This is a genomic window from Pseudomonas sp. GL-RE-26 (assembly GCF_019956275.1).
Classification (GTDB): Bacteria; Pseudomonadota; Gammaproteobacteria; order Pseudomonadales; family Pseudomonadaceae; genus Aquipseudomonas; species Aquipseudomonas grandcourensis.
Genome location: NZ_JAHBDI010000024.1, coordinates 16845 through 28701, shown reverse-complemented (window position 1 = coordinate 28701; position 11857 = coordinate 16845). Strand labels below are relative to the sequence as shown.

The following is an 11857-nucleotide window of genomic DNA, read 5'->3' as shown; positions in this document are numbered from 1 at the left end:
ACGGAGGGCAACAAGATGAAAGGTCAACACGAGTTCCACGGATCAGAAAAACACTCTATTCACGTGATATCCGATCTGCTGCACAAGGTCGGCCGCTGGTACGAACTGCATCGCGAGCGCGAACTGCTGGCGAGCTTGAGCGACGAAGCACTCAAGGACATCGGCATGAGCCGTGCGGATGTGGAGAACGAGTCGATCAAACCGTTCTGGAATGACCCGATGCATAAATGATGAAGGCCACGCTACACAAACCCCTTACCGGTGAGGTAGGTTGCGAGCAGACAAGGAGGCACTCATGCCCGCAACATTGTCCTTTACCCTCAAACAGGCTCGGCGTCTGGCGCTGGCCGCCCAAGGGTTCAACGGGCGGTCGTCGCCAGCGACGATCAAGGCTGCTGCGCTCAATCGCCTGATCGAGCGGCTGGGCATTCTGCAGATCGATTCGGTCAATGCATTGGTGCGTTCGCACTACCTTCCGCTGTTTTCCCGCCTCGGCAATTACTCATCCGATTTGCTTGACCAGGCTGCCTGGAGCCAGGGCCGGCGCCGTACGTTGTTCGAGTACTGGGGTCATGAAGCCTCGTTACTACCACTTTCCATGTACCCGTTGATGCGTTGGCGCATGCAGCGTGCGAGCCGTGGCGAAGACATTTATCAGCAATTGGCGCGCTTCGGCCGTGAACAGCAAGACACCATTCGCCGGGTGCTGGCTTCGGTCGAGGAGCAGGGCGCGCTGGGGGCCGGAAGTCTGTCGACCCGTCAGGAACGGGCCGGCTCCTGGTGGGACTGGAGCGCGGAAAAGCATGCGCTGGAATGGTTGTTCGCTGCCGGTGAAGTGACCGTTGCCGGACGGCGCGGATTCGAAAGGCTCTACGATCTGCCGGAGCGGGTGATTCCTTCGGAGGTGCTTGCGATCCCCGTCCTGAGTGATGACGAGGCCCAGCGCGGCCTGTTGCGGCATGCGGCAATGGCCTTGGGTGTCGGTACGGAGAAAGACTTGCGTGACTATTTCCGCTTGAACCCAGCGGACAGCCGCCCCCGTTTGGCCGAGTTGGTCGAGGCCGGGGAATTGCTGACCTGCGAAGTCCAGGGCTGGCGGCATCCGGCCTATTGTCTGCCCGAGCCAAAAGTGCCGCGCAAAGTCGTCGCCAGTGCATTGCTCTCGCCGTTCGATTCGCTGATCTGGGAGCGCAGCCGGACCGAGCGGCTGTTTGATTTCCGCTATCGGCTCGAGATCTACACGCCGCAGGACAAGCGGGTGTACGGCTATTACGTCCTGCCGTTTTTGCACAACGAGCGGATTGCCGCACGGGTCGATCTGCGCGCCGAACGGGGGGCGGGCCGTTTGGCAGTGCATGCGGTGCATGAAGAGGACGCGGGGCTGGATGAAGATGGGATGATGGTGTTGGCGGTCAATCTGCGGCAGATGGCGGATTGGCTGGGGCTGGCACAGGTTCAGCTCAATTGCCCGCGGGCCAGTGCGGCAAGGTTGCGGGTGGCATTGGCACAGATTGATGGTGACTGAGCTGGCCTCTTCGCGAGCAGGCTCGCTCCCACAGGGGAGCGCGGTCCAATGTGGGAGCGAGCCTGCTCGCGATGAGGGCGCCGGGATTTAGCGCCGAACCTGCTTCAGAGTCTCGGCAATCAAAAATGCCAGTTCCAGCGACTGATCGGCATTCATTCGTGGGTCGCAATGGGTGTGGTAGCGATCCGACAAGCCATCCTCGGTGATCGGTCGCGCACCACCGATGCACTCGGTCACGTTCTGCCCGGTCATTTCGATGTGGATACCACCGGCATAACTGCCTTCGGCTTCGTGCACCTGGAAGAACTGCTTCACCTCGCCAAGGATTTGCGCAAAGTCGCGGGTCTTGTAGCCGCTGCTGGCCTTGATGGTGTTGCCGTGCATCGGGTCGGAACTCCACAGCACTTGCTTGCCTTCGCGCTGGACGGCGCGGATCAGCTGCGGCAAGTGATCGCCGACCTTGTTCGCGCCCATCCGCGCGATCAGGTTCAGGCGACCCGGATCGTTCTGCGGGTTGAGCACGTCGATCAAGCGAATCAGGTCGTCGGGGTTCATGCTCGGGCCGACCTTGACCCCGATCGGGTTGTTCACTCCGCGCAGGAATTCGACATGGGCGCCGTCCAGCTGGCGGGTGCGGTCGCCGATCCACAGCATGTGGGCCGAGCAGTCGTAGTAGTCGTTGGTCAGGCTGTCGCGACGCACGAAGGCTTCTTCGTAGTTCAGCAGCAGCGCTTCGTGGGCGGTGAAGAAACTGGTCTCGCGCAGTTGTGGCGAGGTGTCCATGCCACAAGCGCGCATGAACGCCAGGGTTTCATCGATGCGGTCGGCCAGGTGGCTGTACTTTTCCGCCAGCGCCGAGTTGGCGATGAAGTCCAGGTTCCACTTGTGCACCTGATGCAGATCGGCAAAACCGCCCTGGGCGAACGCGCGCAACAGGTTCAGGGTAGCGGTGGACTGGTGATAGGACTGCAGCAGGCGTTCCGGGTCCGGCACGCGGCTTTTTTTGTCGAAGCCGATGCCATTGACGATATCGCCGCGGTAGGCGGGCAAGGTCACGCCATCGATGGTTTCGTCGTTGGCCGAACGCGGTTTGGCGAACTGCCCGGCCATGCGCCCGACCTTGACCACCGGACAGCCGGCGGCAAAAGTCATCACGATCGCCATCTGCAACAACACCTTGAAGGTGTCGCGGATTTTCGCCGCGGAGAATTCGGCGAAGCTTTCAGCACAGTCGCCACCCTGCAACAGAAATGCGCGGCCCTGGGTCACCTCGGCAAACTGACGGCGCAACTCCCGGGCTTCGCCGGCAAACACCAGCGGCGGATAGCTGGCCAGGGTCTGCTCGACCTGCTGCAAATGCGCGGCATCAGGGTATTGGGGTTGTTGCTGGATCGGCAGGGCGCGCCAGCTGTCAGGGCTCCAGGGTTGGCTCATCACGGTCTCTAGTGTTTTCGCTCGGACGTCCATGTTATCAGCAAATTAGTGCGTGACCTGTTCCTGTCGCTTCGCCGACAATCTCGCCTTTGCCGCTCTCTACCCGCGGTGTTATTGCGTTGCCGGCCCCGGTGACGATCAGGAGATGAAATGACTGAGGAGCGCGTCGAGCATCTGCTCGCCGAGGTACAGGACGAGTTCGGCGTGATTCGTGTGCTGGAAGTGGCCGATTACCGTTTTCTCGAGTTCGGTGATGCCATCGAGCAAAGCTGCGTGTTCACGGCCGATCCGAGCTGGCTCGAGTACGATTACACCCGGGCGATGCTGATCGGCGCGCTGTGCCACGAGCAACCGGAAAGTGCGCTGTTTCTTGGTCTAGGCGCCGGTACGCTGACCCAGGCCTGCCTCAAGTTCCTGCCGCTGGAAGATGTCGAAGCCATCGAGCTACGCCCGGACGTACCGCGCCTGGCCATTGAATATCTGGGGCTGGATGACGATCCGCGCCTGTACATCCGCATTGGCGATGCGCTGGAGCTGCTGGACACCGCCGAATCGGCGGACCTGATTTTCGTCGACCTTTATACCGACGTCGGTCCGGGTGTCGGGCATCTGGCCTGGAGCTTTCTGGAAAACTGCCAGAAGCGATTGAATCCGGGTGGTTGGCTGGTCATCAATCAGTGGGCTACCGATGATGGTAAACCCCTGGGCGCCGCCTTGTTGCGCGGTTTGTATCACCGACATTACTGGGAACTACCGGTGAAGGAGGGCAACGTGATTCTGATCGTGCCGTCGGAGCTGGACCAGGAACTGGACATGGACGGCCTGATCGCCCGTGCCGAAGCGCTGGCGCCGCGGTTGGGGTATTCGTTGCAGTCGTTGATCAAGTGCATTCGTCCGGCCACCTGAAAGTTGGTGAGATGACTGTGGCGAGGGGGCTTGTCGGACCGCCGCACCGCCCCGTTCGGCTGCGCAGCAGTCGTGTTTCTGGCTGGCGCGGTGTGTCCGAGTGAGCTAGGTGCAGGGATTTGGGGACCGCTTCGCGGTCCAACGGGGGCAAGCCCCCTCGCCACAAAGTTTATGTCAGCAACCCTTGAATACTCCAGGCCGCCGCTCCACCATCGACCGCACACCTTCCTTGACGTCCTCGCTGGCCATCAACTTCCTGACCAGCAGCGGCAACGCCTTTGCCGCCGCGTTTTCCCCTTCATAACGGGCCTGTCGCGCAGACATCAGCGTCGCCTGCACCCCAAGCGGTGCCTGCCGGGCGATCCGCTCGGCCAGTTCAATCGCCCGGGGCAGCAAGTCTTCACTGGCCATGACCTCCTGCACCAGACCCAGGTGCAAGGCATCACGGGCGTCGAATTCATCACCGGTCAATAACCAGCGCATGGCATTTCCCCAGCCGGAGACTTGATGCAGACGCAGGGTGGCGCCGCCGAATGGGAAGAGCCCGCGTTGCACTTCCATCTGCGCGAACCGGGTGTTGCTGGCGCACAGGTTGATGTCGGCGGCCAACATCAATTCGATGCCGATGGTCAGGCAATAGCCCTGGGCGGCGACGATCACCGGTTTGCTGACCCTGGGGCCTGCGAACACCCCCCACGGATCACAGCCGCCGGGCGGAACCTGCCAGCCATCTGCCAGAGTGACGCTGGCATTGACCAGGTCGAGCCCGGCAGTGAAGTGCTCGCCATGAGCGAACACCACCGCCACCCGCGCCTCGCTGTCGGCTTCGAACTCGCCATAGGCCAGGCTCAACGCGTTGAGCAGGTCGAGATCGAAGGCATTGCGCTTGGCCACCCGATCCAGACCGATCAGGAACACATGACCATGCCGTTCGCGGCTGACTCGACTGGAGTTGGGCTGATTCATGTGGCTGTCCTCGGTGTGGGAAAGGCGTGCCAGACCGGCGGTCTACACGGCAAAGGGTGAACCGTTTTAGCGCCATAACCCGCAAGGCCGGGCCTTTGAAAAGTAGACGGCTGATCGATTATTCGCAAAGCCTGTTACACAACGGTGTATCCGGTGGATTTCCGATAAAAAAAGCTCCCTTTTTGGGTGAATTCCGGTATAGTGCGCGCCGGCCTTTAACCGGGCCGCGTTTAGGTAGCGCAATTCCCCGAAGCCAGCTTCGGCTGCACGTCCGCCCAGCGGACTCTCCCTTGACGATTCTTTTCATTCATTCGTTTTCGCAAATCCCCGCCGACAAAGCTGCCAGGGCGACTCTTGAGTCTCAACACGGCACGCGCAGCTTTGGAGCATGGGTCTTTGCGGATGCACTTAGAGGCAGACCCATGACCCAGGAAACCGGCGGCTTCGCCGCTTTTAATCTTAATCCGAATATTCTTGCAGCCGTCACCGCGACTGGCTACGAAGAGCCATCGGCTATTCAGCAGCAATCGATCCCGATCATCATGGCCGGTCACGACATGATTGGTCAGGCGCAAACCGGTACGGGTAAAACCGCTGCGTTCGCCCTGCCGATCCTGCATCGCATCGATCCTGCAAAGCGCGAACCGCAAGCCCTGATCCTGGCTCCAACTCGTGAGTTGGCGCTACAAGTTGCAACCGCTTTCGAAACCTATGCCAAGCAAATGCCGGGCGTAACTGTTGTGGCTGTCTACGGCGGCGCGCCGATGGGCCCACAGCTGAAAGCAATCCGTAATGGCGCACAGATCGTTGTCGCCACTCCGGGCCGTCTGTGCGACCACCTGCGTCGCGACGAAAAAGTACTGGCGACCGTGAACCACCTGGTTCTCGACGAAGCCGACGAAATGCTCAAACTGGGCTTCATGGACGACCTGGAAGTTATCTTCAAGGCCTTGCCTGTCACCCGTCAGACCGTATTGTTCTCGGCCACCCTGCCGCAGTCGATCCGTGCCATTGCTGAACGCCACCTGCGCGATCCGCAACACGTGAAGATCCAGACCAAGACCCAGACCGTTACCGCGATCGAACAGGCTCACCTGTTGGTTCACGCTGACCAGAAGACTTCCGCCGTTCTCAGCTTGCTGGAAGTGGAAGATTTCGACGCCCTGATCATGTTCGTGCGTACCAAGCAAGCGACCCTGGACCTGGCCAGTGCCCTGGAAGCCAAAGGCTACAAAGCCGCTGCGCTGAACGGTGACATCGCCCAGAACCAACGTGAGCGCGTGATCGAGTCCCTCAAGGATGGCCGTCTGGACATCGTTGTGGCGACCGACGTTGCTGCTCGTGGTCTGGACGTTCCGCGCATTACTCACGTGTTCAACGTTGACATGCCGTACGACCCAGAGTCCTACGTTCACCGTATCGGCCGTACCGGCCGTGCCGGTCGTGAAGGTCGTGCACTGCTGCTGGTGACTCCGCGTGAGCGCCGCATGCTGCAAGTGATCGAGCGTGTAACCGGTCAAAAGGTTGCTGAAGTTCGCCTGCCGGACGCTCAAGCCGTTCTGGATGCGCGCATCAAGAAACTGACCAACAGCCTGTCGCCGCTGGTTGCTGATGCCGAATCGACTCATGGCGATCTGCTGGATCGTCTGACCGCCGACATCGGTTGCACCCCGCGTGCCCTGGCCGCTGCTCTGCTGCGCAAGGCTACCAACGCTCAAGCGCTGACCCTGGCCGCTATCGAGAAAGAACGTCCACTGGTGCCGAACAATGCACCGCGTGGCGATCGTCCAGAGCGTTCCGGTGATCGTCCTGAGCGTGGCGACCGCGAGCGTCGTGCTCCGATGCCACTGGGCGAAGGCCGTGCACGTTGCCGTACCGCGCTGGGCGCGCGTGACGGTATCGCTGCCAAGAACCTGCTGGGCGCCATCCTCAACGAAGGTGGTCTGGCGCGTGAAGCGATCGGTCGCATCCAGGTGCGTGACAGCTTCAGCCTCGTCGAGCTGCCGGAAGATGGTCTAGAGAAGTTGCTGACCAAGCTGAAGGACACTCGCGTTGCCGGCAAGCAGTTGAAGCTGCGTCGCTACCGCGAAGATTGATCCGCTCTCGGGCTGATTGATCGAACATGAAAAATCCCCGACTGGTTCGGGGATTTTTTTTGCCTGCGAAACAGCCCTGTGCTTCAGCCGAAGCGGTAGATGTCCATGCCCAGTGCACCCATGGTGAAGCCCTGGTGGGCAACGCTGAACGGCCCGCCGGCGGCGCGGGCAAAGTAAAGTGGCAACAAGTGTTCGTCGCTGGGATGGTTGCGCACAGCATTCGGTGCTTGCGCGCGGTAGTCGTGCAATGCGGCTTCGTCATTCGCTGCGAGTTTGTCGATCATCCAGTCGCGAAATGCCTGGGCCCAGGGCTCAACGCTCTCGGGGCCGGCATGCCAGTCCAGTTCCCGCAGGTTGTGAGTGATGCTGCCGGAGCCGATCAGCAGGACGCCTTGCTCACGCAGGCTGGCCAGCGCGTGGCCAACGCGGGTCTGTAGGGCAGGGCCGCCACGGGTGGGCAGCGAAACCTGGACAATCGGAATGTCTGCCTGCGGATACATCAGCGATAACGGCACCCAGACGCCATGGTCGAAAGGCCGATTGCTGTCGATACGTACTGGAAAACCAGCGGATTTCAATAACTCGGCAACCTCTGTGGCGAGTGATGGGTCGCCGGGAGCCGGGTACTGGACTTCGAACAGGGCTTTGGGAAAACCGCCGAAGTCATGCCAGGTTTCCGGTTGTGGATTGCCGCTGACCAACAGCTCATTGCTTTCCCAGTGCGCAGACACAATCACGATGGCTTTTGGCTTCGGTATCTCGGCGGCCAGGCGGGTGAGTGCCGGCCCGCTGGCGCCGGGTTCCAGGGCGAGCATGGGGGAGCCGTGGGATATGTACAGGCTGGGGAACATGAATGAGCTCCTGAGAGTTAAGATGCAACATCTTCAGTCAGATCATTAATCTAAATCTAATATAAGTTTTAGGGTGTTTTGATCGAATTTTCGGGGTTATTTATGCAGCCGGAGTTTTGGCACAAGAAATGGGCGGCGAACCAGATCGGCTTTCACCTGCCGCAGGTGAACCCTCATCTGAAGCGGTTCTGGCCAGCGTTAAGCCTTGAAGAAGGCGCACGCGTGTTGGTGCCGTTATGTGGAAAAAGCCTGGATTTGCTATGGCTCGCCCATCAAGGCCATGAGGTCTTGGGAGTCGAGCTGTCGGAAAAAGCCGTCGAGGAGTTTTTCAGCGAGCATGGCTTTGATCCCGCCGTCAGCGAGCAGGGGCCGTTCAAGGTTTATCGGGCGGGCTCCATTGAGCTGTGGTGCGGCGATTTCTTCGAGCTGACGGCAGGCGATGCTGCCGATTGCTCCGCACTTTATGATCGCGCGGCGTTGATCGCGCTGCCGGCGGAAATGCGAGAGCGTTACGCCGCCCATTTGAAGCGGATTCTGCCGAAGGAGTCCCTTGGCCTGTTGATCACCCTGGACTATGACCAGGCGCAAATGCCCGGCCCGCCGTTTGCTGTACTCGATGATGAGGTGCGGCGGTTGTTCGGGGACTCATGGGCGCTGAAGATCCTGGAAGATCAGGATGTGTTGAGCGAGAGCGGGAAATTCCTGGAGGCGGGTGTCACGCGGCTGGAGGAGCGGGTGTATCGGGTTTCCAGTCGGTAATAGTGGCTGGCTTTGCTGGCCTCATCGCGAGCGAGCTCGCTCCCACAGTTGATCGGGTTGAACCACAAGATTTTCGGTCGGCCCCAATCCCATGTGGGAGCGAGCCTGCTCGCAAAGGGGCCCTGAAAACATCGAAACATTCCAGCAGACAAAAAAAGGCCCGCATCGCTGCGGGCCTTTTCATTTTTGCTGTGAAGTCTCTTAGCTCCGACGACGAGCCAGAGCGTCGATACGCTCTTCCAGTGGCGGGTGGCTCATGAACATGCGGGCAAAGCCTTGCTTGATGCCACCGTTGATGCCAAAGGCATTCAGGGTGTCCGGCATGTGCACCGGCAGTCCCTGTTCCGCACGCAGGCGTTGCAGAGCGCCGATCATCGCGGCAGTACCGGCCAGGTTTGCACCGGCCTCGTCGGCGCGGAACTCACGCTTGCGCGAGAACCACATGACGATGGAGCTGGCGAGGATGCCCAGAACCAGTTCGGCGAAGATGGTCGCCACGTAGTAGGCAATGCCCTGGCCTTCTTCGTTCTTGAAGATCACTTTGTCGACGAAGTTGCCGATGATCCGTGCGAAGAACATCACGAAGGTGTTCACCACGCCCTGGATCAGCGCCAGGGTGACCATGTCGCCATTGGCGACGTGGCCGATTTCGTGGGCCAGAACGGCTTTCACTTCATCCGGCGAGAATCGCTCGAGCAAACCCTGGCTGACCGCGACCAGCGCGTCGTTCTTGTTCCAGCCAGTGGCGAAGGCGTTCGCCTCGTAGGCCGGGAAGATACCGACTTCGGGCATCTTGATCCCGGCTTCGCGGGACAGTTGCTCGACGGTTTGCAGCAGCCATTGCTCATGACGAGTGCGTGGCTGGGTGATGATCTGGGTGCTGGTGCTCATTTTCGCCATCCACTTGGAGATGAACAGCGAGAACAGCGAACCTGCGAAACCAAAGACCGCACAGAAAATCAGCAGCTGATTGAGGTTGAGATCAACCCCATTGGCCGCCATGAACCCGTTGAAGCCGAAAAGGCTCAGGGTGATGCTGGCAATCAGCACGACCGCCAGGTTAGTGGCCAAGAACAGCAGGATGCGCATCATGGTTGTAGAAATCTCCTCAAGCTAAAGATGTAGCGTACTGCGGGGTATATAAGGTGCTGCACCGGGGTATTCAACCGGGTGACTATTTCAAACTGTGTCCTACGGCGACAGTCTAGCTGCTTGCAGGGCATTTCCGACAAGTGTGCGGGAAGTGTTTGTCAGTCAATTCGTGTCGAAGGCCCCGCCTTTGTTAGGCGCGAGCAGGCAAGGTGATATCCGCCAACGGGCAAAGGGGCAGCCAGTGGCGCAATGCAAACAAATGTTGCCGGATGAATCACCGTGCGACGTTCGGTGACGTCGCACGGTGACAGATCGCTTACTGGCGGTAGGACTTGAGGAAGCCGCCGATGCGTCCGATGGCCATCTCCAGGTCATCGACACGGGGCAGGGTCACGACGCGGAAGTGGTCTGGCCATGGCCAGTTGAATGCGGTGCCTTGAACCACCAGCAGTTTCTCGGAGAGCAGCAGGTCGAGGACGAATTTTTCGTCGTTATGGATCGGGCAGACCTTTGGGTCGATCCGCGGGAACGCATACAGCGCGCCCATCGGCTTGACGCAGCTCACGCCCGGAATGTCGTTGAGCAACTCCCAGGTGCGGTTGCGTTGCTCCAGCAGGCGACCCTGGGGCAGCACCAGGTCATTGATGCTCTGATAGCCACCCAGGGCGGTCTGGATCGCATGCTGGCTCGGCACGTTGGCGCAAAGGCGCATGTTCGCCAGTATGTCGATGCCTTCGATGTAGCTCTGGGCATGGTGTTTCGGGCCGGAAATGGCGATCCAGCCGGAACGGAAACCGGCCACGCGATAGGACTTGGACAGACCGTTAAAGGTCAGGCACAGCAGGTCCGGCGCCAGGGAGGCGGTGCAGATGTGCACGGCATCGTCGTAAAGGATCTTGTCGTAGATCTCGTCGGAGAACACTACCAGGTTGTGCTGGCGGGCCAGTTCCAGCATGCCCAGCAGCACTTCCTTGGAATACACCGCGCCGGTCGGGTTGTTCGGGTTGATGATCACCAGGGCCTTGGTGTTCGGGGTGATCTTGGCCTTGATGTCGGCCAGGTCCGGCCACCAGTTGGCTTGCTCGTCGCACAGGTAATGCACCGGATTGCCGCCGGACAGGCTCACGGCTGCGGTCCACAATGGATAGTCCGGCGCCGGCACCAGCACTTCGTCGCCATTGTTGAGCAGGGCCTGCATCGACATCACGATCAGTTCGGAAACGCCGTTGCCCAGGTAGATGTCTTCAATGCCGACGCCTTCCACCTGCTTTTGCTGGTAGTACTGCATGACGGCCTTGCGCGCACTGAACAGGCCCTTGGAATCGCTGTAGCCCTGGGCGGTCGGCAGGTTGCGGATCACGTCCTGGAGGATTTCATCCGGTGCTTCGAAACCAAAGGGCGCCGGGTTGCCGATGTTCAGCTTGAGGATGCGATGGCCTTCCTCTTCCAGGCGCTTGGCGTGCTTGAGCACCGGGCCGCGAATGTCGTAGCAGACGTTGGCGAGCTTGTTCGATTTGCTGACCTGCATGGCGATGTGTTCCCGAAAATGAACGATCCAGACGGCGTTTGGGCAACCGTGCTGGGAATCCTGCGTATTCACACAGGCCTGACGCCTTGAGATGCAGCACCCATATTTCCGTTTGAATGCGCGTGGTCTGGCTGCCAGACTGGCGTTTGACGAGGCGCAATCATACGTGCCGCCCGATCCGTGGAAAAGGTACAGATCGGGCTTTTTCAGCCGCTGAGGTGTGATGATGGAAAAGTTGGAAAAAACCCTGGAAGAATGGAAGGCGATGCTCGACCCAGAGCAGTACAACGTGTGCCGCCTCAAAGGCACCGAACGTCCGTTTTCCGGTAAATACAACGCCACCAAGACCGACGGTATCTACCACTGCATTTGCTGTAGCGAGCCGCTGTTCGACTCCAGGACCAAGTTCGATTCCGGCTGCGGCTGGCCGAGTTTCTACGCGCCGATCGGCGACAGCGCCATGACCGAGATCCGTGATGTCAGCCACGGCATGATCCGCACCGAAGTGGTCTGTGCCAAATGCGACGCGCACCTGGGGCATGTATTCCCTGATGGTCCGCCGCCGACGGGCCTGCGTTATTGCATCAATTCGGTGTGCCTGGACCTGGTACCGCGCGAGTAAGTCCCCGAAGCGATCCGATGATCGCTTTCCCGATATTTAAATTGCACACAATTCAATTGCTCGCTACTTTGTTGATTC

Annotated in this window: 11 protein-coding genes; 6 read left to right on the top strand and 5 right to left on the bottom strand. The window is 59.9% G+C overall.

All coding sequences use genetic code 11. The features are described 5' to 3' along the window. The first annotated feature begins 15 nt into the window (after nucleotides 1-15). Together KGB07_RS16775 and KGB07_RS16770 are read left to right on the top strand one after the other, a co-directional pair. Complete coding sequence (locus KGB07_RS16775) at nucleotides 16-231, top strand: DUF1127 domain-containing protein (RefSeq protein WP_046043392.1); 216 nt, start codon at nucleotides 16-18, stop codon at nucleotides 229-231. Between the two features lie 64 nt (nucleotides 232-295). Further along, nucleotides 296-1525, top strand: coding sequence for a winged helix-turn-helix domain-containing protein (locus KGB07_RS16770; protein WP_223465990.1), 1230 nt, complete (start codon nucleotides 296-298; stop codon nucleotides 1523-1525). Nucleotides 1526-1612: 87 nt separating this feature from the next. Here KGB07_RS16770 and KGB07_RS16765 read toward each other — a convergent pair whose 3' ends face one another. Beyond that, the gene (locus tag KGB07_RS16765; RefSeq protein WP_046043395.1) at nucleotides 1613-2959 is read right to left on the bottom strand and encodes a class II 3-deoxy-7-phosphoheptulonate synthase; all 1347 of its coding nucleotides are present in this window, start codon (nucleotides 2957-2959) and stop codon (nucleotides 1613-1615) included. A 150-nt stretch (nucleotides 2960-3109) separates the two neighbouring features. Between KGB07_RS16765 and KGB07_RS16760 the strand changes: the two genes are divergently transcribed. After that, nucleotides 3110-3865, top strand: coding sequence for a spermidine synthase (locus KGB07_RS16760; protein ID WP_046043396.1), 756 nt, complete (start codon nucleotides 3110-3112; stop codon nucleotides 3863-3865). 174 nt (nucleotides 3866-4039) lie between these two features. Here KGB07_RS16760 and KGB07_RS16755 read toward each other — a convergent pair whose 3' ends face one another. Then, on the bottom strand, nucleotides 4040-4831 hold the full coding sequence (locus KGB07_RS16755; protein ID WP_046043397.1) for a crotonase/enoyl-CoA hydratase family protein: 792 nt from the start codon (nucleotides 4829-4831) through the stop codon (nucleotides 4040-4042). A 422-nt stretch (nucleotides 4832-5253) separates the two neighbouring features. Here KGB07_RS16755 and KGB07_RS16750 point away from each other — a divergent pair, with 422 nt between their 5' ends. Further along, nucleotides 5254-6927, top strand: a complete 1674-nt coding sequence (locus KGB07_RS16750) for a DEAD/DEAH box helicase (protein WP_046043399.1) — start codon at nucleotides 5254-5256, stop codon at nucleotides 6925-6927. Nucleotides 6928-7010: 83 nt separating this feature from the next. Here KGB07_RS16750 and KGB07_RS16745 read toward each other — a convergent pair whose 3' ends face one another. Beyond that, nucleotides 7011-7778, bottom strand: a complete 768-nt coding sequence (locus KGB07_RS16745; RefSeq protein ID WP_046043400.1) for a DODA-type extradiol aromatic ring-opening family dioxygenase — start codon at nucleotides 7776-7778, stop codon at nucleotides 7011-7013. Nucleotides 7779-7880: 102 nt separating this feature from the next. Between KGB07_RS16745 and KGB07_RS16740 the strand changes: the two genes are divergently transcribed. Further along, nucleotides 7881-8537 carry a thiopurine S-methyltransferase gene (locus tag KGB07_RS16740; protein ID WP_046043401.1) on the top strand — a complete coding sequence of 219 codons (657 nt, stop codon included), beginning with the start codon at nucleotides 7881-7883 and terminating at the stop codon, nucleotides 8535-8537. A 201-nt stretch (nucleotides 8538-8738) separates the two neighbouring features. Here the strand turns inward: KGB07_RS16740 and htpX are convergent, their stop codons facing one another. Together htpX and KGB07_RS16730 are read right to left on the bottom strand one after the other, a co-directional pair. Further along, nucleotides 8739-9629 carry a protease HtpX gene (gene htpX / locus KGB07_RS16735; RefSeq protein ID WP_223465989.1) on the bottom strand — a complete coding sequence of 297 codons (891 nt, stop codon included), beginning with the start codon at nucleotides 9627-9629 and terminating at the stop codon, nucleotides 8739-8741. A gap of 316 nt (nucleotides 9630-9945) precedes the next feature. Next, nucleotides 9946-11157 carry a pyridoxal phosphate-dependent aminotransferase gene (locus tag KGB07_RS16730; protein ID WP_046043403.1) on the bottom strand — a complete coding sequence of 404 codons (1212 nt, stop codon included), beginning with the start codon at nucleotides 11155-11157 and terminating at the stop codon, nucleotides 9946-9948. Nucleotides 11158-11383: 226 nt separating this feature from the next. Here KGB07_RS16730 and msrB point away from each other — a divergent pair, with 226 nt between their 5' ends. Further along, the gene (gene msrB, locus KGB07_RS16725; RefSeq protein ID WP_046043423.1) at nucleotides 11384-11779 is read left to right on the top strand and encodes a peptide-methionine (R)-S-oxide reductase MsrB; all 396 of its coding nucleotides are present in this window, start codon (nucleotides 11384-11386) and stop codon (nucleotides 11777-11779) included. The last annotated feature ends 78 nt before the right edge of the window (nucleotides 11780-11857 follow it).